We start from the raw sequence: 23,308 nt of genomic DNA, 5'->3' as shown, positions 1-23,308 counted from the left end.
GGGCGATGGCGAAGGAAAAGTTCGAGCGAACGAAGCCGCACGTGAACGTGGGGACGATCGGACACGTGGACCACGGGAAGACGACGCTGACGGCGGCGATCACGCAGGTACAGGCTCAGAAGGGGTACGGGGAGTACGTGGCGTTCGATCAGATCGACAAGGCTCCGGAGGAGCGGGAGCGCGGGATCACGATCGCGACGGCGCATGTGGAATACGAGTCGGAGGGACGGCACTACGCGCACGTGGACTGTCCGGGTCACGCGGACTACGTGAAGAACATGATCACGGGCGCGGCGCAGATGGACGGGGCGATCGTGGTGGTTTCGGCGGCGGACGGTCCGATGCCTCAGACGCGGGAGCACATTTTGCTGGCCCGCCAGGTGAACGTGCCGTACATCGTGGTGTTTTTGAACAAGGTGGACCAGGTCGACGACGAGGAGTTGCTGGACCTGGTGGAGTTGGAGGTACGGGAGCTGTTGAGCGAGTACGAGTTTCCGGGCGATGACGTTCCGGTGGTACGGGGTTCGGCGCTTCATGCGTTGGAGAGCGGGGATCCGGGAGCGGCGGAGACGGCGTGCATCGGGGAGTTGATGGACGCGCTGGACAGCTACATCCCGGTTCCGGAGCGAGCGACGGACAAGCCGTTTTTGATGCCTGTGGAGGACGTGTTCACGATCACGGGCCGCGGGACGGTGGTGACGGGCCGGATCGAGCGCGGTGTGGTGAAGACGGGCGAGGGCGTGGAGTTGGTGGGCCTGGGCTCGGAGAAGAAGACGGTGGTGACGGGCGTGGAGATGTTCCGGAAGATTCTGGACGAGGGTCAGGCGGGTGACAACGCGGGGCTTCTGCTTCGCGGGGTGGCGAAGACGGAGGTGGAGCGCGGGATGGTGGTGGCGCATCCGCAGTCGATCACGCCTCACCGGAAGTTTTCGGCGGAGGTGTACGTTCTGACGAAGAACGAGGGGGGTCGTCATACGCCGTTCTTCAACGGGTATCGTCCTCAGTTCTACTTCCGGACGACGGACGTGACGGGCTCGGCGGAGCTGCCCGAGGGGGTGGAGATGGTGATGCCGGGAGACAATGTGAACATGGCGGTGGAGCTGATCGCGCCGATCGCGATGGAGGAGAACCTCCGGTTCGCGATCCGCGAGGGAGGCCGGACGGTGGGCGCCGGGGTCGTCACCGCCATCCACGACTAGCGGACAGCCCCGGAAAACGAGACGGCGCACGGATATGGCGCAGAAGATTCGAATTCGGCTGAAGGCTTTCGATCCAGCCGTGATCGACCAGACGGCGGCGGACATCGTCCGGACCGCGCAGAAGACCGGTGCGTCCGTCAGCGGGCCGATCCCGCTCCCGACGCGCCGCCAGCTGTTCACGGTGCTGCGGAGTCCTCACGTGGACAAGAAGTCGCGGGAGCAGTTCGAACTGAAGACGCACAAGCGGCTCATCGACATCCACGACTCCCGTCCGCAGACGATCGACGCGCTGACGAAGCTGGATCTTGCGGCCGGCGTCGATGTGGAAATCAAAGTCGAGTAGCGAGATGCCCGGGTTGATCGGCCGGAAAATCGGCATGACGCAGATCTTCGACGACGACGGGAAGGCCGTCGGTGTCACCGTGCTGGAGGTCGGACCCTGTCCGGTCGTCCAGATCAAGACCACCGAGCGCGACGGCTACGAGGCCGTGCAGCTGGGCTTCGGCCGCGTGAAGGAGGGGCGCGAACGGAAGCCGGCCGCGGGCCACGCCGCGCGCGCCGGCCTCGACTACGTCCCGCGCGTCCTCGCGGAGTTCGACTTCGAGGGCGAGGAGCTCGAGCTGGGTCAGGAACTCACGGTCGGCATGTTCGATGTCGGATCGCGGGTGAACGTAACGGGAACGACCAAGGGTCGCGGGTTCCAGGGCGTCGTGAAGCGGCACGGCTTCGGCGGCGGTCGAGGCTCCCACGGCGGAACGTCCATTCTCAGGGCTCCGGGCTCGATCGGGGCCGGTACGGACCCGTCCCGCGTGATCAAGGGGCGGAAGATGGCCGGCCGCATGGGGGGGACGCAGCGCATGGCGATGAGCCGGAAGATCATCCGGGTCGACGCGGAAAAGAACCTCCTGATCGTGCAGGGCTCCGTCCCGGGCGGGCGAAACAACCTCGTTATGGTGAGGCCGGGCCGATGAAAGTCGCGACGTACAGCTCCGACGGCGCCGCCGGGGCCGAGCGGGCCCTGCCCGAGACGCCGTTCGATGGCACGGTCAACGAAGACGTGCTCCATCAGGTCGTCACCGCTGTGCTGGCGAACCGCCGACAGGGGACGGCGTCGACGAAGACCCGCTCGACCGTTCGCGGAGGATCGCGGAAGCCCTGGCGCCAGAAAGGGACGGGACGCGCCCGCGCCGGCTCGATCCGTTCGGCGCTGTGGCGCGGCGGCTCGGTCGTCTTCGGCCCGCAGCCGCGCTCCTATCGGGTACGCGTGCCGAGGCGAATCCGTCAGCTGGCCATCCGTTCCGCACTCAACACGAGAGCCATGAACGGCGATCTCGCGCTCCTCGAGCCTCTGGACTTCGATTCGCCGAAGACCCGGCGCGTCGCCGCTCTGCTGGCCGGCATCGGCCGCGGTTCGGAAAACGTCCTTCTCCTGACGGCGGGCCACAAACCCGATGTCCACCTGTCGGCGAGAAACCTGCCCGGCGTGCGGGTGCTCCCATGGGGAGAGGCGTCGGCGTACGACGTCCTCTGGTCCGACCTGGTACTCGTCGAGTCGTCGGCCTTCGATACGGCGGGAGACGCCGCCGGGGACGGTGACGCATGACGCGCGCGCCGAACGAGATCATCCTGCGTCCGCTGTTTACGGAGAAGACCTCCACGAGCCTTCAGTCCGAAGGGACCGATGGCGTGGGACGGCGTCTCCAGGCGCGTATCGACCGCGGCGAGGTGGAGCCGCGGCCCAAGTACACCTTCGAGGTGGCGCCGGACGCGAACAAGATCGAGATCCGCCGCGCGTTCGAGGCGATCTTCGAGGGACGGCGAGTCACCTCCGTGCGCACGATGAACGTGCGGGGGAAGAAGAAGCGCATGGGGCGCATGATGGGCCGCAGGCCGCACTGGAAGAAGGCGATCATCGAGGTGGCCGATGGCCCCGTCGACGTGCTGGAGGGAGCCTGATCGATGCCGATTCGCAAATTCAAGCCGGTGACGGCGGCCTCTCGATACCGCAGCGTATCGACGTTCGAGGAAATCACCCGCAGCGAGCCGGAGAAGTCGCTGACGGAGGGTCTGCCGAAGAAGTCCGGCCGCAACCACCACGGACATATCACGAGCCGGAGGCGAGGGGGCGGCCACAAGCGGCGCTACCGGCGCATCGACTTCAAGCGCAGGAAGGACGGCGTGCCGGGCGTCATCGCGGAGATCGAATACGACCCGAATCGCTCGGCCCGCATCGCGCTCATCCATTACGCGGATGGAGAAAAGCGCTACATCCTCCACCCGCGAGGTCTGGGTGTCGGTGACACCATCCTCTCCGGGTCGGGGATCGACCCGAACGTGGGGAACTGCCTGCCGCTACGCGAGGTCCCGCTCGGGACGGTCGTGCACGGCGTGGAGCTTGTGCCCGGCAAGGGCGCGCAGCTCGCCCGCTCGGCCGGCGCGTCGGTCCAGGTCGTCGCGAAGGAGCGGGGCGCGGTCACGTTGCGGCTCCCGAGCACCGAGATGCGCATGGTGCCGGAATCGTGCCGCGCCACGGTCGGGCAGGTCGGCAACGTCGACCACGAACTCATCCGGGCCGGCAAAGCGGGCCGGTCGAGGTGGAAGGGCCGGCGGCCCAAGGTGCGCGGCGTGGCGATGAATCCCGTCGATCATCCCCTCGGGGGTGGGGAGGGACGCAGTTCCGGCGGCCGTCCGCCCGTATCGCCGTGGGGCAAGCCGGAGGGTCGCAAGACGAGGAAGAAGCACAAGCCGAGCGACAAGCTGATCGTGCGCGGCCGCAAGCGCGGCAAGGCCACGAAGTAGGAACGGGAGATCCGATGCCGAGAAGCGTGCGGAAGGGACCGTACATCGACGAGAAGCTGCTGATGAAGGTGCAGCGGATGAACGATTCCGGAGACAAGTCGGTCATCAAGACGTGGGCCAGGGCTTCGACCATCAGCCCGGATTTCGTCGGACACACGCTCGCGGTGCACAACGGCAACAAGTTCATCCCGGTCTACGTGACGGAGAACATGGTGGGGCACAAGCTCGGAGAGTTCGCGACGACGCGAACCTTCCGCGGGCACGCCGGTTCCGCGCGAGACCGGAGGGGCAGAGTCTGATGCAGGCGACAGCCAGGGCGAAGAATCTCGGCATGTCCGCCCGGAAGATGCGTCTGGTCATCGACCAGATTCGCGGGCGAGACGTCAACGAGGCCTACGCCATCCTGCAATTCTCGAAGAAGAAGGCGGCGCGCTCGATCGGAAAGGTTCTCCGTTCGGCCGTCGCCAATGCGGTCTACCGGGCGGACGAGGGGGGCGAAACGCTGGACGTGGACGAGCTCTATGTGCGCGAGGCGTATGTGGACGAGGGCAGGACGCTTCGGCGCTGGAGGGCACGCGCCTACGGAAGAGCGACCCCGCGGCTCAAGCGGAGCAGTCATGTGACGGTCGTCGTGGACACGAGAGACTAATGGGCCAGAAGACACACCCGTACGGATTCAGACTCGGCGCGGTCAAGCCGTGGCGGTCGCGCTGGTACGCGCAGGGCAAGGAGTTCCCGAAGCTCCTCGCCGAAGACGAGAAGCTGCGGAAGTACCTGCACGCGCGACTCGGGCACGCGGCGATCGCCCAGGTGGAGATCGAGCGCAAGCCGTCCAAGATCGTCGTCACGATCCACACGGGTCGCCCCGGCGTCGTCATCGGCAAGCGTGGGGCCGAGGTCGACAAGCTGCGTGATGAACTCGCCATGCTGACGGAGGCGGAGGTTTCCGTCAACGTAGAGGAGATTCGCCGTCCGGAGACCCAGGCCCAGCTCGTGGCGGACAACGTGGCCCATCAGCTGACGCAGCGGATCAGCTTCCGGCGCGCGATGAAGCGGGCCGTGCAGGCGGCGATGCGGGCGGGCGCCGGCGGCATCCGCATTCAGTGCGGCGGGCGGCTCGGCGGGGCCGAGATCGCGCGTTCGGAGGGCTATCACGAGGGACGCGTGCCTTTGCACACATTGCGTGCGGACATCGACTACGCGGAGCGACAGGCGCGGACGACGTTCGGCACGATCGGCGTGAAGGTGTGGATCTTCCACGGCGAGATCGTGGAAGACCGCCGTGGTCAGACATACACTGCGGGCGGGCGCCGCCGCGCGGGCCGCGGACGAGGATAGAGACACATGCTGCAACCGAAGCGGATCAAGTACCGGAAACAGCAGAAGGGACGCATGCGGGGCGCCGCGCGTCGCGGGAACAAGGTCTCGTTCGGCGACTACGCGCTTCAGGCCGTGGAACCGGGCTGGATCACGAATCGTCAGATCGAGGCCGCCCGGGTCGCCATGACGCGCCACATCAAGCGTGGCGGCAAGGTCTGGATCCGCATCTTTCCGGATAAGCCGCTCACGCAGAAGCCTGCGGAAACCCGGATGGGGAAGGGCAAGGGGAACCCCGAGTACTGGGTCGCGCCGGTGAAGCCGGGCCGGGTGATGTTCGAGCTCGAAGGCGTCGACATCGAACTCGCGCGGCGGGCGATGCAGTTGGCCTCGGCGAAGCTTCCGGTCAAGACACGCTTCCTGGAGCGGGAGGACTAGATGCCGCTTGAAGCGATGGAGATGCGCGAACTCACGGACGACGAGCTTGCCGAGGAACTCACCCGCGCGAAGGACGAAATCGCTCGTCTGCGCTACCGGGCCGCGTTCGAGGAACTCGAAAACCCATCGCTCCTGAAGACGTTGCGTCGCGAGATCGCGCGGCTGAAGACCGTGCAGGTCGAGCGGACGCGTAGCGAGGAGAACCAGGTTGGCTGATCAATCGGCGACGAAGGGCCGGCGCAAGGTGCGGCTCGGAACGGTCGTGAGCGACCGCATGGAAAAAACCGTCGTGGTGTCCGTCGAGCGGCGGCTCGCGCACCCGCTGTACGGCAAGCAGGTGAGCCGCGGCAAGAGGTACCAGGCACACGACGAAGAGAACGAATACCGGGTGGGTGACGTGGTCCGGATCGAGGAGACCCGTCCGCTCTCCAGGCTCAAGCGCTGGCGCGTGCTCGAGCTGGTGCAGCGTCCGGAGTAACGGGGACACGACGAGATGATTCAGCAGGAATCGATGGTCCGCATCGCGGACAATTCCGGTGCCCGCCGGGCTCTCTGCATACGCGTCCTCGGCGGGTCGCGCCGCCGGTACGCCCGCGTGGGCGACGTAATCGTTGCGACGATCAAGGACGCGACCCCGCACGGGAACGTGAAGAAGGGACAGGTGGTTCGGGCGGTCGTCGTACGGACGGCGAAGGAGAGCCGACGGCGCGACGGCAGTTACATCCGCTTCGATGAGAATGCGGCGGTGATCATCAACGACGCGGGCGAGCCGACCGCGACGCGTATCTTCGGGCCGGTGGCGCGTGAACTCCGCGAGAAGAAGTTCATGAAGATCGTGTCGCTCGCACCCGAAGTAATCTGAGCACCGCACGAGGATCTGAACCGAAGATGACACGGAAGAAACTGAACGTGAGAGCCGGAGACACGGTTCGGGTGATCGCGGGCAACTACGCCGGCGCCCAGGGCCAGGTGCTGCGCACGATCCCTTCGCGGGGACTCGTCGTGGTGCAGGACGTGAACATGCGCAAGCATCACAAGCGTCCCGTGGCCAACGCGAGGGGCGGGATCACCGAAGGCGGCATCGTCACCTACGAAGAGCCGATCAACGCCTCGAACGTGATGCTCTTGTGCCCCCAGTGCGACGAGCCGTCGCGGGTGCACCGCCAGCGCGACGCGGACGGCACGATCGAGCGGATCTGCAAGCGCTGTGACCACCCCATCCCGACGGCGGGCTAGCAAGATGAGTTCCGAGAACGGAAAGCCGCGGCTGCGGAAACACTACGAGGACACGGTCCGGGCGAAGCTTGCCGATACCTTCGGCTTCGAGAACCCGCACCAGATCCCGAAGCTCGAGAAGATCGTGATCAACGCAGGGCTCGGCGACGGGAAGGACAATCCCCGGCTGATCGAGTCCGCCTCGAACGAGATCGCCGTGATCAGCGGCCAGCGACCCGTCGTCACGCGGGCGCGGAACTCGATCTCGAATTTCGGTCTCCGCGAGGGCATGCCGATCGGGACGATGGTGACGCTTCGCAATGCCCGCATGTACGAGTTCCTCGATCGGTTCATCAGTACGGCCGTGCCGCGGATCCGGGACTTCAGGGGGTTCCGGAGCCGGGCGTTCGATGGGCGCGGCAACTACACGGTGGGGATCCGGGAACAGATGGTCTTCGCCGAAGTCGATTACGACGAGATCGTCAAGATCCACGGTCTCAACATCACGTTCGTCACGACGACCAACCGGGACGATGAGGCGCTCGTTCTGCTTCGCGAGATGGGGATGCCGTTTCGCGATGAAGTTCCGGTCGTCATCTAGCGGGAAAGGGCTGAATGGCAAAGACGGCACTAATCGAGAAGGCGAACCGGAAGCCGAAGTTCAGTTCGCGCAAGGTGAGACGCTGCAATCGCTGCGGTCGGCCCCGCGCCTACATGAGGAAGTTCGGTCTGTGCCGGATCTGCTTCCGGGAGCAGGCGCTCCGAGGAGAGATCCCGGGCGTCCGGAAAGCGAGTTGGTGAGATGAGCATGACCGACCCGATCGCGGACATGCTGACGCGAATCCGGAACGCCGGCCGGGCCGGACACCGGCGCGTCGACATCCCGCTCTCGAAAATCAAGATCGAGATCGCCAGGATCCTGGCGGAGAACCACTTCGTTCGCGGCTACAAGGTGCTGGACGACGATCGGCACGGCCGCCTGCGCGTATACCTCAAGTACACGTCGGACGACCGACCCGTGATTCGGCTGCTCGAACGCGTGTCGAAGCCAGGCCTCAGGAAGTACGTCGACGCGAACTCGATCCCGAAGGTCCGGGCCGGGATGGGGATCGCGATCATGTCGACGTCGAACGGATTGATGACGGATCGCGACGCCCGCCGGCAGCACGTCGGCGGTGAGATCATCGCGAGAATCTACTAGCGGAGCTGCCGCGAGCAGGTGTCGGTGGTTGCCCCCGCGAGGGAGCAGATAGCGTGTCGAGAATCGGAAAACTGCCCATTCCCGTGCCGGACGGCGTCGAGGTGACGATCGATGGCGCGCACGTGATGGTGAAGGGCCCTCGAGGTGCGCTCGAGCGATCCTTCGACCCTGACATGGAGATCACGCAGTCCGACGGTGCGGTGTCCGTGAAGCGGGCCTCCGATGAGGCGCGGCACCGGGCTCTGCACGGGCTCACGCGATCGCTGATCGCCAACATGGTCACGGGCGTGTCACAGGGGTATGAGAAGCGGCTGGAGATCCACGGCGTCGGATACCGGGCGGAACAGAAGGGCGGCGGTGTGGTGTTCAGCGTCGGATACAGCCATACGGTCACCGTCGAACCGCCCGAAGGCATTGCGTTGAGCGTCGAGTCGCCGACGCTGGTCAAGGTGGCGGGGAACGACAAAGAGAAGGTCGGGCAGATGGCGGCGGAGATCCGCGCGATCCGCCCGCCCGAACCCTACAAGGGGAAGGGCATCCGTTACGTGGGCGAGTATGTGCGCCGCAAGGCCGGCAAGGCGACGGCCACAGCCTGATCGGCGAACAGACAGAGGGAAGACGATGGACATCAGGGGTCGGACGAAACAGAGGCAGCGGCTGCGCACGCGTCGGCACGCCCGGATCAAGAAGAAGATCCGGGGAACGGCCGCCCGCCCGCGCCTCGTCGTGTTCCGGAGCCTGCGGCATCTGGAGGGCCAACTGGTGGACGACGATCGTGGTGTGACTCTGCTCGGCCTCTCGACGCTTGCCGGCACGGACGGCGACGCGGGGGAGCGCTCGGGCAAGGTCGCCGATGCGTATCTTGCGGGCAGGTTGCTTGCCGAGAAGGCGGTCGCGGCCGATGTGGGCGAGATCGTGTTCGACCGCGGGGGTTATCCTTATCACGGCCGCGTTCGGGCGTTTGCCGAAGGCGCCCGCGACGGCGGTCTCCGCTTTTAACGAGAGGGCTTCATGGCAAGAGGAGGAAAACGGCGCGACGACGGTGACAACTTCAAGGAAAACGTCATCTTCATCAATCGCGTCTCGAAGGTCGTAAAGGGCGGCCGTCGCTTTTCGTTCACCGCGCTCGTGGCGGTCGGTGACGGGCAGGGCCGCGTCGGCATGGCCCTCGGAAAGGCGAACGAAGTCGCGGAGGCGATCCGAAAGGGATTCGAGCAGGCGCGTCAAGCCATGGTCGTCGTGCCGATCGTGAACGGGACCATCCCCCACGAGATCCTCGGGCGCCATGGCGCGGGCAAGGTGCTGCTCAAGCCCGCCGGTCCGGGCACGGGCGTCATCGCCGGCGGCCCGGTCCGGGCGGTACTCGAGTGCGCGGGCGTGCAGGACATCCTCACGAAGAGTCTCGGCACGAACAATCCTCTCAACATCGTCCGTGCGACGATGAGCGGGTTGCAGGATCTGGTCACGCCGGAGCAGGTCGCGGCCGAGCGCGGAGTGGACATCGCCACGATCCGGGAGGCCATGCGTGGGTGAGCGGCTCAGGATTCGGCAGGTGAAGAGCGGTCTCGGAGCGCAGCGCAAGCAGCGCGACACGCTGCGTGCCCTCGGCCTCAGGCACCACCAGGACCAGGTGGTGCAGCCGGACAACCGCGCGATACGCGGGATGATCCATGCGGTGGCGCATCTCGTCGAAGTGGAGGAGGTCGGACAAGATGGCTGAACGCGAGCGGATCGGGCTCGACAATCTCTCTCCGCCCCGCGGTTCGAAGTCCTCGGCAAAACGGCGGGGCCGCGGCCACGGATCCGGTCTGGGCAAGACGTCGGGGCGCGGCCACAAGGGCCAGAAGTCGCGGAGCGGCGCGTCGATTCCCGCGTGGTTCGAGGGCGGCCAGATGCCCCTCTACCGGCGTACGCCCAAGCGGGGGTTCAAGCCGCACCGGCGGACCGAGTGGCACATCGTCAATCTCTCGGAACTGGACCGCGTGGAGGGCAGCGGGATCGATCCCCAGGCGTTGCGGGCGAGCGGCATCATCCGCGGAACGGATCGTCCCGTGAAGATCCTCGGGCGCGGTGACGTCGGGCGGGCGGTCGACGTGCGCGCGCATGCCTTCAGTGCCTCCGCCCGCGAGAAGATCGAGGCGGCCGGCGGCACCGCCCAGGTGATCGAGTAAGGGATGGCGAACGGTCAGAACGCGGCGGCTGCCGCGGCGAACATCTTCAAGGTGCCGGAGCTCAAGGCGAAGATCCTCTTCACCCTGCTCTGTCTCGCCCTGTACCGTCTCGGCTCCCACATCACGACGCCCGGTGTGAACGTCGTGGCCCTGCAGGCCCTCGCCGGCCAGTTCCAGGGTACGATCTTCGGCATCTACGACCTCTTCGTGGGGGGCGGCCTGCAGCGGGCGACCGTCTTCGCCCTCGGCATCATGCCCTACATCTCGGCGAGCATCCTCTTCCAGCTCCTCGCCGCCGTCATGCCGGCGATCGAGAAGCTGCAGAAGGAAGGGGAGGAAGGCCGCCGCAAGCTCACGCAGTGGACCCGGTATACCACCGTCGTGCTGTGCATCGGGCAATCCTACACCTACGCGCTCTTCCTCGAAGCTCAGCCGGGCGCGGTGCTCGATCCCGGTCTCGATTTTCGCCTGCTGACCGTGCTCATGCTCACGACCGGGGGCGTGTTCGTCATGTGGCTCGGCGAGCAGATCACCGAGCGCGGCGTCGGCAACGGCATGTCCCTGCTTATCTTCTTCTCGATTCTGCAGGGCTTCCCCGGAGCGGTGCTCAATACCTTCGAACTCTACCAGGCCGGCGGCATTTCGCTCATCAAGCTCGCCGCCCTCGCGGCGACGCTCGTGGCCATCATGGCGGCGGTCGTCGCCCTGACCATGGCGCAGCGCAAGATTCCGGTGCAGATCCCGCGGAAGGTCGTGGGCAGGGGCCGAATCCGGGAAGGGCAGCGGTCGTTCATCCCCCTGCGGATCAACTCCGCCGGCGTGATGCCGATCATCTTCGCCCAGTCGATCATCATCATCCCGGGCACTCTGGCCGCGTTCATGGGCAATCCCGGACCGGGCAGCTCGGGCGCCCGGCGTTTCATCTACGAGATGAGCCAGGCGCTGCAGGTCGGGACGACGTGGTACTACGTGCTGTACGTCGTTCTCATCATCTACTTCACGTACTTCTACACATCCATCATCTTCAACCCGACGGATCTGGCGGAGAACCTGAAGCGCCAGGGCGGGTTCATTCCGGGCGTCAAACCCGGCGCGAAGACGGCGGACTACATCGACCACGTGCTCACGCGGATCACGCTGCCCGGCTCGGTCTACCTGGCGCTGATCGCCGTTCTGCCCTACCTGATCTTCTCGATCTTCGACCTTCAGACCTTCTTCTTCGGCGGCACCTCCCTGCTCATCGTGGTGGGCGTCGCACTCGATACGATGCAGCAACTGCAGCAGCACCTCCTGCTGCGTCAGTACGAGGGATTCATGAAGAAGGGTCGCGTCAAGTATCGAGGCAGACAGCGCTACATGTGATGGGCGTGCGGCTGATCATCATGGGTCCTCCCGGGGTCGGGAAGGGCACTCAGGGCGAGTTCCTGGCCGAGCGCTTCGGCGTTCCGCGCCTCTCGACCGGCGACATGATCCGCGCTGCGCTCGAGGCCGGAACCCCGCTCGGCGAGAGGGTTCGCGCCTACTACGAAGCGGGCGAACTCGTGCCGGATGAGGTCGTCCTGGGACTCGTCGCCGAGGCGTTCGACGGTTCGGCGGCGAGCGGCGGATTCGTGCTCGACGGGTTCCCGCGCACGGTGCCCCAGGCCGACGGGCTCGGCGAACTGCTGGCCGCCCGGGGCATCGGACTGGACGCGGTGCTTTCGCTCGAGGCGCCGGAAACGGAACTCGTCGACCGCATCTCCGGCCGGCGGATGTGCGGGACGTGCGGCCTCGTGACCCACGTGCGTGCCGTGGGCGAGACTGCCGACTGCCCGGACTGCGAGGATGTCCTCGTGCAGCGCTCGGACGACCGCGCCGAGACCGTTCGCAATCGGCTCGCGGTCTACGGCGCGCAGACCGAGCCACTGCTTGCCTACTACGCCCGGTCGGAGACCGGACTGACGGCGGTGGATGGCACGGGAACGCTGGAGGCGGTGCGGGACCGTCTCTTCGAGACGCTGCGCACGGCGGAGATGGCCGGTTGATCCGGCTGAAGTCGTCCGCCCAGGTCGAGGCGATTGCCGCGGCGGGGGCCATCGTGGCGGAGGTCCTCGAGATGGCGGCGGAGCACGCCATCCCCGGGCGGAGCACCGGGGAGCTGGACGACATGGCGGAGGCGATGATCCGGGACAACCCGGGCGCGACGCCCGCCTTCAAGGGGCTGTACGGGTTTCCGGCCACGCTGTGCACAAGCATCAACGAAGAGGTCGTTCATGGCATTCCGTCGTTCCGTCGTGAGTTGAAGTCGGGCGACATCGTGAGCGTCGACGTCGGCGTCAAGCTCGACGGCCTGTTCGCGGACGCGGCGGTTACGATCCCCGTGGGCGAGGTGGCGCCGGCGACGGCGCGTCTCCTGGGGGTGACCCGAACGGCGCTGGACGTGGGCATCGAGGCGGCGCGTCCCGGGGCCCAACTGGGCGACCTGGGCTGGGCGATACAGACGCACGTCGAAGCCGAGGGCTTCAGCGTGATCCGGGAGCTTGTGGGACATGGTGTCGGGGAGGCGCCCCACGAGGAGCCGCAGGTTCCGAACCATGGAGCCCGCAACCGGGGGTTCCGGATGCAGGCGGGGCTCGTCATCGCCATCGAGCCCATGGTGAACGCGGGCGGGCCGGAAATCCGGACGCTCGACGATGAATGGACGGTGGTGACGGGGGACGGCCGCCTCTCGGCACATTTCGAGCACACCGTGGCGGTGACGTCGGAGGGCCCGCGTGTGTTGACGCGCGTCGCGACTCCGGCGCGAGCAGCAGGGGAGGCCTGAGTTGGCGAAGGAAGAACCGATCCAGATGACGGGGGAGGTCGCCGAGGCGCTTCCCAACGCGATGTTCCGCGTGGAGTTGGAGAACGGGCATCAGATCGTCTGCCACGTCTCCGGCAAGATTCGAATGAACTACATACGGATCCTGCCGGGAGACCGGGTTGCGGTCGAGTTGTCGCCCTACGATCTGACGAGAGGGCGGATCACGTACCGCTACAAGTGATCGAGTTTGTTCGGATCGGTTCGGGCTGGTATTCTGAAGGGTTGCCATCGAACCGCCACCGGAGGACGGAAGCATGAAGGTTCGTTCGAGTGTCAGGCGAATTTGCGAGCACTGCAAGGTGATCCGCAGGCGTGGTGTCGTGCGGGTGATCTGCAGTCGAGACCCGAAGCACAAGCAGCGGCAGGGATAGGCAGGGAACCATGGCACGCATAGCCGGAGTCGATCTCCCGCGGAACAAGCGGATCGAGGTGGGCCTCACGTACATCTACGGAATCGGCCACTCGACGGCGCGCAACATCCTGGCCGAAACGGGTGTGGATGGGGACGTTCGCGTCTATCAGCTGTCCGACAACGACGTCAACAAGCTGCGTCGAGTCATCGAGAACCACTACAAGGTCGAGGGTTCGCTACGTACCGAAACCTCGATGAACGTGAAGCGTCTGATGGACATCGGATGCTATCGCGGGATGCGGCACCGGCGGAATCTGCCCGTGCGCGGCCAGCGCACGCACACCAACGCCCGGACCCGCAAGGGGCCGCGGCGCGCCGTGGCCGGTAAGAAGAAGGCGCCCCGGAAGTAGGCGCGGGGAACCAGGTCGGTCCGAACGGAGGACGCGCAGGGAATGGTAAAGCGGGTAAGAAAGAAGAAGCGCCAGGTCGATGCCGAGGGCGTCGCCCACATCAAGGCGACCTTCAACAATACGATCATCACGATCACGACTCTGACCGGGGACACCGTCGCCTGGGCAAGCGCCGGAAAGGCGGGGTTCAAGGGCTCGAAGAAGTCCACGCCCTTCGCCGCCACCATCGCGGCCGAGACGGTGGGACGAGAGGCCGCCGGCATGGGGATGCGGCGAGTCCACGTGGAAGTGCAGGGTCCCGGGTCGGGGCGTGAGTCGGCGATTCAAGCGCTGCAGGCGGCCGGTCTCGCGATCCGTTCGATCAAGGACGTGACGCCGATTCCGCACAACGGTTGCCGTCCGCCGAAGAAGCGGAGGGTCTAGATGGCTCGTTACACGGGACCCGTTTGCCGGCTGTGCCGACGCGAGGGAGAGAAACTCTTCCTCAAGGGGAAGCGTTGCTTCACGGAGAAATGCGCGATCGAGCGCCGCGCGTTCCCTCCCGGTCAGCATGGGGGCGGCCGCCGTCGCCGGCGCCAGTCGGAGTACGCTGTGCAGTTGCGGGAAAAGCAGAAGGTGAAGCGGATCTACGGACTCGCGGAGAAGCAGTTCCGCTCTCTCTTCAAGAAGGCTTCGCGCGTCCCGGGCGTCACGGGTGAGAACCTGCTCGTCGCGCTCGAGAGCCGACTCGACAATATCGTCTATCGTCTCGGCTTCGCGCCCTCTCGCAAGGCGGCGCGTCAGCTCATTAGGCACCGCCACGTGAGGGTCGAAGGGGCGACGGTCGACGTGCCGAGCTATTCCGTGGGACCCGGTGCGGAAGTGTCCATGGCGCCGAAAGCGCGGAAGCTGCCGGTCGTGATCGAGGCGATCGAGGATCGCCGGTCACGCGATCAGCTGTCGTGGCTGGGCGTCGACTACGACGCGGCGAGCGGGCGAATGATCGAGCGTCCGTCCCGGTCCGATATTCCGCTCGCCGTCGAAGAACAGCTGATCGTCGAACTCTACAGCAAGTAAGCCTGCGAGGCCGCGAGAGCCCTCATCCGGCCCGCGGAAGTCGCTGAGCAATAACACGGAGTGAAGTGCATATGACGGTGTCGGTAGATCTCGCCGGTCTCGTGCTTCCGGAAGCGATGGAGGAACAGAGGCGCTCCCCGAACGGGGCGCGCGCATCGTTCCTTCTCCAGCCGCTGGAGCGCGGGTTCGGGCACACGATCGGAAACTCGATCCGGCGGATCATGTTGTCCTCGCTTCCCGGGGCGGCGGTCTGGGCCTTTCGGGCGGACGGCGTTCAGCATGAACACCAGACGGTGGACGGAGTCGCCGAGGACGTGCATCAGATCATCCAGAATCTGAAGCGTCTGGTTCTCGTAATGGACGAGGACAAGGACGACGCGAAGCTCTCGCTGACGGCGCACAAGGCCGGTCCGGTGACGGCGGCGCAGATCGGGGAGCATGCCTCGGTCCGGGTGGTGAACCCGGATCTCGTGCTCTTCACGCTGCAGGAGGACCTGCCCGAGAACCGTCCTCTCGCCTTCGACCTGTGGGTGAATCGCGGGCGCGGCTTCGTCATGGCGGAGCACCATGCGCCTCCCGAGGAGACCGAAACCAAGCGTGACTTTCCGGTCGGTACGATCCGGATCGACGCGGTTTACAACCCCGTGACCCGCGCGAATTTCAACGTCCGGGAAACCCGCGTCGGCCAGCGCACGGACTTCGACAGGCTCGAGGTGGACGTCGAAACGAACGGAGCCCTGAATCCGGCGGAAGCGGTTTCGCAGGCGGCGGAGATCGTCCGGCTGCACCTGTCTTATTTCAGTCAGATGGGGACCGTGCCCACCCTGCCGGAGGCGCTCGAGCCGATCGAGGAGAAGAGCGCGCGGGAGCCTGTCGATTCGGGGCTTGTCGAGTTGCTCGAACGCTCGCTCGAGGAGTTCAGCGAGGTCTCGGCCCGCTCAAGGAATACGCTCGAGAAGCAGAACATCACGACGCTGGGCGATGTCGTCACGAGGTCGCGCGACGAGATCCTGGGGCTGGATAATTTCGGCGAGAAGTCTCTCGAGGAGCTCGCGGAGGTCCTCGGCGCGCACGGACTCCGGTTCGGCATGTCGTTCCTGCGGGATGAAGACGGGAACCTCTACCTGAAGGACGATCTGGCGGGAAACGGAGCTCGGGGCGACGATGAGGCATAGAAAGAAGGGGCGGGAACTCAGTCGGACGCGCAGCCATCGGAAAGCGATGCTGCGAAACATGGCGACGAGTCTCATCCTGCACGAGCGGATCCGGACGACCGAGGCGAAGGCGAAGGAGTTGCGGCCGTTCGCCGAAAAGCTCATCACTTTGGCGAAGAGGGGCGATCTGCATAGCAGGCAACTGGCTGGCCGGCAGATCGCGGACCGTGCCGCGCTGCGGAAGCTCTTCGAGAAGATCGGTCCGCGTTTCGAACAGCGACCGGGCGGATACACGAGGATTCTGAAGTTGGGCGCGCGGAAGGGTGACGGAGCGGAGTTGGCGCTCATTGAATTCACCGATCGCGAGGCGTGAGGAACCGGGAGGAGAGACATGTCCAACAAGGGTGAAGGTGGGCTCGGCGTCATTCTCAGCATCGTCGCGCTGGCGGCCATTGGAGGGTTCATGTACTGGCTGAACCTCCAGTCGCGCGACATCGAGGAAGCACGCGCCGAAGCCGAAGCGGCCGCGGTCGAGGCGGCCCGCGATCTGGATGCGTCCGACCTCCTGGCCGATCCGCAGGGAGCCGTCAACCGCCGCGTGCTGATTGAAGGGATCCGGGTGGCGACCGGCCTCGGGGAGGGCGCGTTTGCTCTCGAGCTTGCGCCTGGCGTCGCCTATCCCGTACTGCTGCAGCCCGACCCGATCCAGATCCTCAGGATGGCCGAAGTGACGATCTACGGCGGCGACAGCGTCGCCGTCCGGGGACAGGTCTACACATTCAACGATTCGATCGCCGGCGTCTGGGTCGAATCCGGAGCGGTTCAGGAAGGCATGGGCGAGTTGATTCCATCGTCCCCGACCTTCCTGCTCGCCGACTCCGTGCACGTGCACTGAGCGAATACTGAGCGGATAACTGAGCGGGTCATGGCGAATTTCTGTTACGTCTGCGGCAAGGGACCCGGCGTCGGGAACCACGTCAGCAACGCGAACAACAAGCGCAAGCGGCGCTTCATGCCGAACCTCCAGCGGGTGAGGATCGTGGAGGGCTCGGTTCGTCGCCGTGTGCGCGTCTGCACGCGGTGCATCAAGGCGGGAAAAGTCGTCAAGGCGTCCTGACGACGCGTCTCGGCGACGTTTCGAACGTAGCGGCGTCTTCGCCACGGGCCGCTGACGTGCGACCGGCCGCGGGGGTTCCCGGGGCCGGTCGCCTCGCATCGGCGGTTCGGTGACCTCCTCCCCGCTCGCGGGCCAGCATGTACTGGTCACGCGGCCGGCCGGGCAGGCCGAAGGCTTCCGCGCCCTCCTGGAGGCCGTGGGGGCAACCGTGACGACGGCGCCCACCATCCGTCTGGTCCCACCATCCGATCCGGGGGCGCTGGGACGGGCGGCGGCACGGCTGGCCGAATACGACTGGATCGTGCCGACCAGCGTGAACGCCGTCCGCCGCCTGGCGGCGGCCGTATCGGAGGCGGACTCGCTGGGTGCGCTGGTGACGGGCCGGCTCGCGGCCGTGGGTCCGGCGACCGCAGACGCGCTGTGCGGCCTCGGAGTGGCGGAGTGCCTCGTGCCGCCGGCCTATCGCGGCGAAGCGCTCGCGGACGAGATCGTGGCGGCGACCGGTCCGGAGAGCCTTTCGGACTCGCGGATCCTCATCGTGCAGGCCGAGCGGGCGCGTCCGGTGCTGCGGGAACGACTGGTCGCCGCCGGAGCGCGGGTCGACGTCGCTCCGGCCTATGCGGTGGAGGTCAACCGCGACGTGCGGGAGGCGCTCCGGGAGTTCATCGAACTCGGCCGCGGGGACTGGCTGACCTTCACTGCGTCATCCGCCGCCCGTGCCTTCGTGCACCTCGTCGGTGCCCAGACCGGCGGCGCTCTCGTGGCCGCCATCAGTCCCGTGACCGCCGCGACGCTCTCCGGGCTCGGTCTGCCGGTGCATGTCGTGGCGGCGACGCACTCGATGCCCGGGCTTGTCGACGCACTGGTCGCGTCCGCCGCCCGCCCCGGCCGCTTGGCCGCGACCCACGGCCATGCCTGAACCGTCGTTCCCCACCTCCCGGCCACGCCGCCTGCGTCGCACGGCTGCCCTGCGCGAGCTGGTGCGGGAGACTCGCGTCGAGGCTTCCGATCTCGTCTACCCCATGTTCATCGACGACCGGGGACCGGCCCGGCAGCCGATCCCTTCGATGCCCGGCATCGACCGCCTGAGCATCGAGGCGGCCGTTGACGAAGCGGGCGCCGCGTTGGAGGAGGGAATCCGGGCCGTCCTCCTCTTCGGCCTGCCCGCAAGCAAGGATGCGCGGGGCTCGCGCGCGGATCGGCCGGACGGCGTGATCCAGCGCTCGTTGCGGGCCCTTCGCGGCGCGCTGCCCGACCTGGTCCTGATCACGGACGTCTGCCTGTGCGAATACACGGACCACGGCCACTGCGGGATCCTTGACGGCGACCGCGTCGCGAACGACCCGACGCTCGAGCGGCTCGCCGCCCAGGCCGTGAGTCACGGGGCCGCCGGGGCGGACATCGTCGCGCCATCGGACATGATGGACGGCCGGGTCGGAGCGATTCGCGCCTCGCTGGACGAAGCGGACCTCGAGGACGTGGCCATCCTGTCCTACGCCGCGAAGTATGCGAGTGCCTTCTACGGCCCCTTCCGGGAGGCGGCGGATTCCGCCCCCGCCTTCGGGGATCGGCGCGGGTATCAGATGGACGTGCGGAACGCGGACGAGGCGATCCGCGAGGTCCGGTTCGACATCGCCGAAGGGGCGGATCTCGTCATGGTGAAACCGGCGCTGCCGAACCTCGACATCCTCCGAAGAGTGAAGGATGAGTTCAGGATGCCGACCGCCGCGTATCAGGTGAGCGGGGAATACGCGATGATCGAGGCTGCAGGCGCCAACGGTTGGCTCGACGCCCAGGCGGCCAGCCTGGAAGCGGTCCGTGCCATCCGGCGGGCGGGAGCGGACCTCGTCGTCACCTATGCCGCACGGCGCCTCGCGCGTGGACTCTAGTGTCGCGTCCCGCAAATGCCACGGCGATTCGAGCGCGGCTCCGGTGAGGGTCCTGGTGACGGGCGGCGACGGGTTCATCGGACAGCACCTGGTCGAGCTTCTCCTGGGCCGCGGGTACGAGGTGACGGCGACGATGCTCGGGGAGGCTCCCACGGACGGCACGCTGTCCCGGGCGGCTCGCGCGGCGGCCGAGTGGACACGGCTCGATGTGCGGGATGCCGACGCGGTCGCCTCGGTCGTGACCGCCGCCCGTCCGCGCCGAATCTTCCACCTCGCCGGATTCTCGTCGGGAGCCGAGGCCAGCCTGCGGTCCCGCGATGCCCTCGCGGTGAACGGAGCGGGCACGCTGAGCCTCGTCGAAGCGGCCGCGCGTGCCTCGGGGGATGTGCAGACCGTGGTCGTGGCCGGTTCCGCCGACTCGTACGGCCGAGGCGGTCGCGGACCGGTCGGGGAGCGCACGCCACTTCGGCCGCTGAGCGTGTACGGCGCCACCAAGGCCGCCCAGGACGTTCTCGCCCGCGGAGTCGGCGCGGCTCTCGGCGTGCCCGTGGTCGTCGCGCGGCTTTTTCCGCTCCTCGGACCCGGGCAGCGCCCCGCGTTCGCGCTCCCGAGCTTCTGCCGCCGCGCCCTCGCGATTCGGCGGGGGACGACGGAACCGCGGCTCGCCGTGGGCAATCTCGACGTGGCGCGCGACTTCACGGATGTACGCGACGGCGTCCGGGCGCTCGCGGACATCGCCGACCTCGATGGGACACCCGACATGGCGTACAACGTGTGCTCCGGGGTCGCCACGAAGATCCGCCGCCTGCTCGAGTGGGTCCTCGAGAGGGCGGAGATCGAACCCGAGATCGTGCGCGATCCGGCCCTTGTGCGGCGCGGAGAACCCGAAGCCGTGGTCGGTGACCCCAAGCGACTGCGAGCCGCAACCGGGTGGCGCGCGAAGCGCGACCTGCGGGCCTGCGCGCACGCCACCCTGGACTGGGTCGCGGGTTCCGGCGGCGCCTGATGGGCGAGCCGCGACACCAGACCGCTGAACCGGGAGCGACGGAGACCTCGATGGAAATCACCGTGATCGGCGCCGGATACGTTGGGCTCGTGGCGGGATCCTGCCTGGCCGGATCCGGGAACCGCGTCACCTGCGCCGACGTGGATGAAGAGAAGGTCCGGCGTCTGAACTCCGGCGATGTCCCGATCTACGAGCCCGGCATCGAGCGCCTCATTTCGGAGGGCCTCGCCGCCGGACGGCTTCGATTCACGACGGACGCGGCCGAGGGTGTGCGGACGGCCGACATCATCTTCGTCGCGGTGGGAACGCCGCCCGGTCAGGACGGTGAGGCGGACCTCGACTTCGTGCTGGACGCGGCCCGCACGATCGGAGACCATCTCCGCCCCGACGCGGTCGTCGTCATGAAGAGCACGGTACCCGTCGGGACGAACGACATCGTGCGGGCCGAGATCGCTCGACGGACCGACCTGCCCTTCCACATGTGCTCCAACCCCGAGTTCCTGAAGGAAGGCGACGCGGTCGCGGACTTTCTCTACCCGGACCGCGTCGTCTGCGGCGTGGACTCGGACCGCGCCAGGCGGTGCATGGAGGAGCTGTACGAGCCCTTCATCCGCTCGGGGAATCCGCTGATCTTCATGGACATCGCCTCGGCCGAACTGACCAAGTACGCCGCAAACGCGATGCTCGCCGCCCGAATCAGCATGATGAACCAGTTCGCCGAACTCTGCGAGCAGACCGGAGCCGATATCGAGCGCGTCCGCCGCGGTGTGGGTTCGGACCCTCGCATCGGATCGGCCTTTCTCTACGCGGGCACGGGGTATGGCGGCAGCTGTCTCCCCAAGGATGTGCGGGCGATCATCCGCTCCGCGGAAGCGCAGGGCGTCGACCTCGGCATCCTGCGCTCCGTGGCCGAGGCGAACGATCGCCAGACCACGGTCCTCGTCCGGAAGATCCGGAAGCGGTTCGGCGACGATCTCGCCGGCCTGCGCTTCGCGCTGTGGGGGCTTGCGTTCAAGCCGCGCACGGACGACATGCGCGAGGCGCCCTCCCGGGCGATCGCCGAGGCCCTGCGTGAACGGGGGGCGTCGGTGGTGGCGCACGACCCCGCCGCCATGGAACAGTCGCGCGAGTTCTATCTCGGGGATGGAGTGGACTACGCGGTGAACGAGTACGAGGCGCTCGACGGGGCGGACGCGCTCGTCGTGGTGACGGAGTGGCTCCAGTACCGGCGTCCCGACTGGTCGCAGCTCGCGCGGCGCCTCGCCCGCCCCATCGTGTTCGACGGGCGCAACGTGTTCGAACCGGACCGCATGGCGTCGCGGGGGTTCGAGCACTATCCGGTGGGGCGCAGGCAGACCGGTGCGGCGGAGACGGCGTGAGGCTCGTCGTCACCGGCGCCGCCGGCTTCCTCGGTTCGCACCTCACCGACCGCCTTCTCGCCGAGGGACACTCGGTCGTGGGGATCGACAGCCTCATCACGGGATCGCGGCGGAATCTCGCCCATCTGCGGGACGAGCCGAGGTTTGCGTTTCTCGAACGTGACGTGTCCGAGCCCATCGAAGTCGAAGGGGAGATCGAGGGGATTTTCCACTTCGCCTCACCGGCCAGCCCGGTCGACTACCTTCGCTTCCCGATCCAGACGCTGAAGGCGGGCGCCCTCGGCACGCGCAACGCCCTGGGTCTGGCGAGAGCGCGCGGCTCCCGGCTGCTGCTTGCGTCCACCTCGGAGGTTTATGGAGATCCGCTCGTCCATCCCCAACCCGAAACATACTGGGGCAACGTGAACCCGGTCGGCCCGCGCTCCGTGTACGACGAGGCGAAGCGTTTCGCCGAGGCCCTCACGATGGCCTACCACCGCGAACACGGCGTAGACACGCGCATCGTGCGAATCTTCAACACCTACGGCCCGCGCATGCGTCCGGACGATGGCCGCGTGGTCTCGAATTTCGTCGTCCAGGCGCTCCGGGGGGAACCGCTCACGGTCTACGGAGACGGCTCCCAGTCAAGGAGTTTCTGTTACGTGTCCGACCTCGTGGAGGGGATCTGGCGTCTCTTCAACGCGGACATCCACGAACCGGTCAACCTGGGCAACCCCGGCGAGTATACGATCCGCGCGTTGTCCGATCTCGTTCTCGCCACCACGGGATCCGCGTCCGCCGTCGAGGTGCGTCCACTGCCCACGGACGACCCGAGAATGCGCTCACCGGACATTTCCCTCGCCTCCGCACGGCTGGACTGGACGCCGCGGATCCCGCTCGAGGTGGGGCTGGAACGCACCGTAGAGTATTTCAGGGAAACGCAGCCGCCCGCCCGGCCCGAGGCAGCGCGCACATGATTGCGGGGAGGGGAGACGCGGAGGAGATGAGGCGTGCCCGGGTCTCGGTGGTCATGCCCGTGTACAACGAGGAAGCGACGCTCGACGCCATCGTACGGCGCGTGAAGGAGATGGCCCCGGATGTGGAACTCGTCGCCGTCGACGATGGATCGGCCGACGCGTCCGCCTCGATCCTGAGCCGGCTGGAAGCGGAAGGGCTCGTCGACCGGATCTTCGTTCACGAGCGGAACCGCGGAAAGGGCGCCGCGCTCTCAACCGGTTTCCGGGGTGTCAGCGGCGATATCATCATTGTCCAGGACGCCGATCTCGAATACGACCCCGCCGAATATCCGCGTCTCCTTGAGCCGATCCTGGCGGGCCGGGCGGACGTCGTCTACGGGTCGCGATTCATGGGCGGCCAGCCGCACCGGGTTCTCTACTACTGGCACTACGTGGGGAACCGGTGGCTGACTCGGCTGTCGAACATGGTGACGAACCTCAACCTGACCGACATGGAAACGTGCTACAAGTGCTTCCGACGGGAAGTGATCGAGCAGCTCACGATCGAGGAGCGGGCCTTCGGCGTCGAGCCGGAAATCACGGCGAAGATCGCCATGGGCGGCTGGCGCGTGTATGAGGTGGGGATCTCGTACGCGGGACGGACGTACGCGGAGGGGAAGAAGATCGGGTGGCGCGATGGCGTTTCCGCGCTGCGCTGTATCTTTCTGTATGGCCTCGTGCGGCGCTGGACGCGCAGGGGCGGGCCGCGAGCCGCGCGCGAGGCAACGCGCGGCATCCGTAGCGGCGTCGAAAGCGGGGAGAGTTGAG

The 23,308-nt window shown here is 66.9% G+C and carries 40 protein-coding genes; all 40 read left to right on the top strand.

Translation table 11 applies throughout. The features are described 5' to 3' along the window. The first annotated feature begins 5 nt into the window (after positions 1–5). The 40 genes from tuf (at position 6) to RN743_RS09650 (ending at position 23,307) form a co-directional block, all read left to right on the top strand. On the top strand, positions 6–1,199 hold the full coding sequence (tuf, locus tag RN743_RS09845) for an elongation factor Tu (RefSeq protein WP_310779545.1): 1,194 nt from the start codon (positions 6–8) through the stop codon (positions 1,197–1,199). 34 nt (positions 1,200–1,233) lie between these two features. Next, entirely contained in the window at positions 1,234–1,542 is a 309-nt protein-coding gene (gene rpsJ, locus RN743_RS09840) for a 30S ribosomal protein S10 (protein ID WP_310756558.1), read from the top strand. A gap of 4 nt (positions 1,543–1,546) precedes the next feature. Further along, complete coding sequence (gene rplC, locus RN743_RS09835; protein ID WP_343219015.1) at positions 1,547–2,170, top strand: 50S ribosomal protein L3; 624 nt, start codon at positions 1,547–1,549, stop codon at positions 2,168–2,170. Next, positions 2,167–2,802 (top strand): 50S ribosomal protein L4, encoded by a 636-nt coding sequence (gene rplD, locus RN743_RS09830; RefSeq protein WP_310779541.1) that lies wholly within the window; start codon positions 2,167–2,169, stop codon positions 2,800–2,802. The genes rplC and rplD overlap by 4 nt, the downstream gene beginning before the upstream one ends. Further along, entirely contained in the window at positions 2,799–3,155 is a 357-nt protein-coding gene (rplW, locus tag RN743_RS09825) for a 50S ribosomal protein L23 (protein ID WP_310779540.1), read from the top strand. Before rplD ends, rplW begins: the two co-directional genes overlap by 4 nt. Positions 3,156–3,158: 3 nt before the next feature. Then, positions 3,159–3,998 (top strand): 50S ribosomal protein L2, encoded by an 840-nt coding sequence (rplB, locus tag RN743_RS09820; RefSeq protein WP_310779538.1) that lies wholly within the window; start codon positions 3,159–3,161, stop codon positions 3,996–3,998. 14 nt (positions 3,999–4,012) lie between these two features. Beyond that, complete coding sequence (rpsS, locus tag RN743_RS09815; RefSeq protein WP_310756568.1) at positions 4,013–4,297, top strand: 30S ribosomal protein S19; 285 nt, start codon at positions 4,013–4,015, stop codon at positions 4,295–4,297. Continuing rightward, a complete protein-coding gene (gene rplV / locus RN743_RS09810) occupies positions 4,297–4,647 on the top strand; it encodes a 50S ribosomal protein L22 (protein WP_310779537.1) in 351 nt (116 codons plus the stop codon). The genes rpsS and rplV overlap by 1 nt, the downstream gene beginning before the upstream one ends. Beyond that, positions 4,647–5,336, top strand: a complete 690-nt coding sequence (gene rpsC / locus RN743_RS09805) for a 30S ribosomal protein S3 (protein ID WP_310779536.1) — start codon at positions 4,647–4,649, stop codon at positions 5,334–5,336. The genes rplV and rpsC overlap by 1 nt, the downstream gene beginning before the upstream one ends. A gap of 6 nt (positions 5,337–5,342) precedes the next feature. Next, positions 5,343–5,753 carry a 50S ribosomal protein L16 gene (rplP, locus tag RN743_RS09800; protein ID WP_310779534.1) on the top strand — a complete coding sequence of 137 codons (411 nt, stop codon included), beginning with the start codon at positions 5,343–5,345 and terminating at the stop codon, positions 5,751–5,753. Then, positions 5,754–5,969, top strand: a complete 216-nt coding sequence (gene rpmC, locus RN743_RS09795) for a 50S ribosomal protein L29 (protein ID WP_310779531.1) — start codon at positions 5,754–5,756, stop codon at positions 5,967–5,969. Further along, positions 5,962–6,231: a 30S ribosomal protein S17 gene (rpsQ, locus tag RN743_RS09790; protein ID WP_310779529.1), complete on the top strand. Its 270-nt coding sequence runs from the start codon at positions 5,962–5,964 to the stop codon at positions 6,229–6,231. Before rpmC ends, rpsQ begins: the two co-directional genes overlap by 8 nt. Positions 6,232–6,246: 15 nt before the next feature. Beyond that, positions 6,247–6,615 (top strand): 50S ribosomal protein L14, encoded by a 369-nt coding sequence (rplN, locus tag RN743_RS09785; RefSeq protein WP_310779527.1) that lies wholly within the window; start codon positions 6,247–6,249, stop codon positions 6,613–6,615. 26 nt (positions 6,616–6,641) lie between these two features. Next, a complete protein-coding gene (rplX, locus tag RN743_RS09780; protein WP_310779526.1) occupies positions 6,642–6,989 on the top strand; it encodes a 50S ribosomal protein L24 in 348 nt (115 codons plus the stop codon). 4 nt (positions 6,990–6,993) lie between these two features. Beyond that, entirely contained in the window at positions 6,994–7,569 is a 576-nt protein-coding gene (rplE, locus tag RN743_RS09775; protein WP_310779524.1) for a 50S ribosomal protein L5, read from the top strand. A 14-nt stretch (positions 7,570–7,583) separates the two neighbouring features. Continuing rightward, the gene (locus RN743_RS09770) at positions 7,584–7,769 is read left to right on the top strand and encodes a type Z 30S ribosomal protein S14 (RefSeq protein WP_310779523.1); all 186 of its coding nucleotides are present in this window, start codon (positions 7,584–7,586) and stop codon (positions 7,767–7,769) included. Position 7,770: 1 nt separating this feature from the next. Further along, positions 7,771–8,169 (top strand): 30S ribosomal protein S8, encoded by a 399-nt coding sequence (rpsH, locus tag RN743_RS09765; protein ID WP_310779521.1) that lies wholly within the window; start codon positions 7,771–7,773, stop codon positions 8,167–8,169. A gap of 53 nt (positions 8,170–8,222) precedes the next feature. Next, positions 8,223–8,765: a 50S ribosomal protein L6 gene (gene rplF / locus RN743_RS09760; RefSeq protein ID WP_310779519.1), complete on the top strand. Its 543-nt coding sequence runs from the start codon at positions 8,223–8,225 to the stop codon at positions 8,763–8,765. A 25-nt stretch (positions 8,766–8,790) separates the two neighbouring features. Continuing rightward, the gene (rplR, locus tag RN743_RS09755) at positions 8,791–9,168 is read left to right on the top strand and encodes a 50S ribosomal protein L18 (protein WP_310779517.1); all 378 of its coding nucleotides are present in this window, start codon (positions 8,791–8,793) and stop codon (positions 9,166–9,168) included. 12 nt (positions 9,169–9,180) lie between these two features. Then, a complete protein-coding gene (gene rpsE, locus RN743_RS09750) occupies positions 9,181–9,702 on the top strand; it encodes a 30S ribosomal protein S5 (RefSeq protein ID WP_310779516.1) in 522 nt (173 codons plus the stop codon). Next, positions 9,695–9,889 (top strand): 50S ribosomal protein L30, encoded by a 195-nt coding sequence (rpmD, locus tag RN743_RS09745; RefSeq protein WP_343219014.1) that lies wholly within the window; start codon positions 9,695–9,697, stop codon positions 9,887–9,889. Before rpsE ends, rpmD begins: the two co-directional genes overlap by 8 nt. Positions 9,890–9,899: 10 nt before the next feature. Continuing rightward, complete coding sequence (gene rplO / locus RN743_RS09740) at positions 9,900–10,340, top strand: 50S ribosomal protein L15 (RefSeq protein ID WP_310779569.1); 441 nt, start codon at positions 9,900–9,902, stop codon at positions 10,338–10,340. A 3-nt stretch (positions 10,341–10,343) separates the two neighbouring features. Continuing rightward, positions 10,344–11,702: a preprotein translocase subunit SecY gene (gene secY, locus RN743_RS09735; protein WP_310779514.1), complete on the top strand. Its 1,359-nt coding sequence runs from the start codon at positions 10,344–10,346 to the stop codon at positions 11,700–11,702. A gap of 5 nt (positions 11,703–11,707) precedes the next feature. Beyond that, the gene (locus tag RN743_RS09730; protein ID WP_310779512.1) at positions 11,708–12,364 is read left to right on the top strand and encodes an adenylate kinase; all 657 of its coding nucleotides are present in this window, start codon (positions 11,708–11,710) and stop codon (positions 12,362–12,364) included. Next, positions 12,361–13,143 carry a type I methionyl aminopeptidase gene (gene map / locus RN743_RS09725; protein ID WP_310779510.1) on the top strand — a complete coding sequence of 261 codons (783 nt, stop codon included), beginning with the start codon at positions 12,361–12,363 and terminating at the stop codon, positions 13,141–13,143. Before RN743_RS09730 ends, map begins: the two co-directional genes overlap by 4 nt. Position 13,144: 1 nt before the next feature. Continuing rightward, on the top strand, positions 13,145–13,363 hold the full coding sequence (gene infA, locus RN743_RS09720; RefSeq protein WP_310756603.1) for a translation initiation factor IF-1: 219 nt from the start codon (positions 13,145–13,147) through the stop codon (positions 13,361–13,363). Between the two features lie 73 nt (positions 13,364–13,436). After that, positions 13,437–13,553 carry a 50S ribosomal protein L36 gene (rpmJ, locus tag RN743_RS09715; RefSeq protein ID WP_310756605.1) on the top strand — a complete coding sequence of 39 codons (117 nt, stop codon included), beginning with the start codon at positions 13,437–13,439 and terminating at the stop codon, positions 13,551–13,553. Positions 13,554–13,563: 10 nt separating this feature from the next. Continuing rightward, a complete protein-coding gene (rpsM, locus tag RN743_RS09710) occupies positions 13,564–13,944 on the top strand; it encodes a 30S ribosomal protein S13 (protein WP_310779508.1) in 381 nt (126 codons plus the stop codon). A gap of 42 nt (positions 13,945–13,986) precedes the next feature. Beyond that, positions 13,987–14,367 (top strand): 30S ribosomal protein S11, encoded by a 381-nt coding sequence (gene rpsK, locus RN743_RS09705; protein ID WP_310779506.1) that lies wholly within the window; start codon positions 13,987–13,989, stop codon positions 14,365–14,367. Then, a complete protein-coding gene (gene rpsD, locus RN743_RS09700; RefSeq protein WP_310779504.1) occupies positions 14,368–15,000 on the top strand; it encodes a 30S ribosomal protein S4 in 633 nt (210 codons plus the stop codon). Positions 15,001–15,071: 71 nt separating this feature from the next. Further along, positions 15,072–16,175 (top strand): DNA-directed RNA polymerase subunit alpha, encoded by a 1,104-nt coding sequence (locus tag RN743_RS09695; protein ID WP_310779502.1) that lies wholly within the window; start codon positions 15,072–15,074, stop codon positions 16,173–16,175. Continuing rightward, complete coding sequence (rplQ, locus tag RN743_RS09690; RefSeq protein ID WP_310779500.1) at positions 16,165–16,527, top strand: 50S ribosomal protein L17; 363 nt, start codon at positions 16,165–16,167, stop codon at positions 16,525–16,527. The genes RN743_RS09695 and rplQ overlap by 11 nt, the downstream gene beginning before the upstream one ends. Positions 16,528–16,545: 18 nt before the next feature. Next, a complete protein-coding gene (locus tag RN743_RS09685) occupies positions 16,546–17,049 on the top strand; it encodes a hypothetical protein (RefSeq protein ID WP_310779498.1) in 504 nt (167 codons plus the stop codon). A 30-nt stretch (positions 17,050–17,079) separates the two neighbouring features. Further along, positions 17,080–17,271 (top strand): 50S ribosomal protein L28, encoded by a 192-nt coding sequence (rpmB, locus tag RN743_RS09680; RefSeq protein WP_310779496.1) that lies wholly within the window; start codon positions 17,080–17,082, stop codon positions 17,269–17,271. Between the two features lie 109 nt (positions 17,272–17,380). Beyond that, on the top strand, positions 17,381–18,190 hold the full coding sequence (locus RN743_RS09675; RefSeq protein WP_310779494.1) for a uroporphyrinogen-III synthase: 810 nt from the start codon (positions 17,381–17,383) through the stop codon (positions 18,188–18,190). Continuing rightward, positions 18,183–19,160 carry a porphobilinogen synthase gene (gene hemB, locus RN743_RS09670; RefSeq protein WP_310779492.1) on the top strand — a complete coding sequence of 326 codons (978 nt, stop codon included), beginning with the start codon at positions 18,183–18,185 and terminating at the stop codon, positions 19,158–19,160. Before RN743_RS09675 ends, hemB begins: the two co-directional genes overlap by 8 nt. Positions 19,161–19,203: 43 nt before the next feature. Then, positions 19,204–20,166 (top strand): GDP-mannose 4,6-dehydratase, encoded by a 963-nt coding sequence (locus RN743_RS09665; RefSeq protein WP_310779490.1) that lies wholly within the window; start codon positions 19,204–19,206, stop codon positions 20,164–20,166. Between the two features lie 50 nt (positions 20,167–20,216). After that, positions 20,217–21,545 carry a UDP-glucose/GDP-mannose dehydrogenase family protein gene (locus tag RN743_RS09660; protein ID WP_310779489.1) on the top strand — a complete coding sequence of 443 codons (1,329 nt, stop codon included), beginning with the start codon at positions 20,217–20,219 and terminating at the stop codon, positions 21,543–21,545. Continuing rightward, positions 21,542–22,501: a UDP-glucuronic acid decarboxylase family protein gene (locus RN743_RS09655; RefSeq protein ID WP_310779487.1), complete on the top strand. Its 960-nt coding sequence runs from the start codon at positions 21,542–21,544 to the stop codon at positions 22,499–22,501. The genes RN743_RS09660 and RN743_RS09655 overlap by 4 nt, the downstream gene beginning before the upstream one ends. A gap of 26 nt (positions 22,502–22,527) precedes the next feature. After that, complete coding sequence (locus RN743_RS09650) at positions 22,528–23,307, top strand: glycosyltransferase family 2 protein (RefSeq protein ID WP_310779485.1); 780 nt, start codon at positions 22,528–22,530, stop codon at positions 23,305–23,307. Position 23,308 lies beyond the last annotated feature (1 nt).

It is taken from the genome of Candidatus Palauibacter scopulicola, assembly GCF_947581915.1.
GTDB lineage: Bacteria > Gemmatimonadota > Gemmatimonadetes > Palauibacterales > Palauibacteraceae > Palauibacter > Palauibacter scopulicola.
Note: the sequence above shows the minus strand (reverse complement) of the source record. Positions and strands in the feature narration are given on the sequence as shown.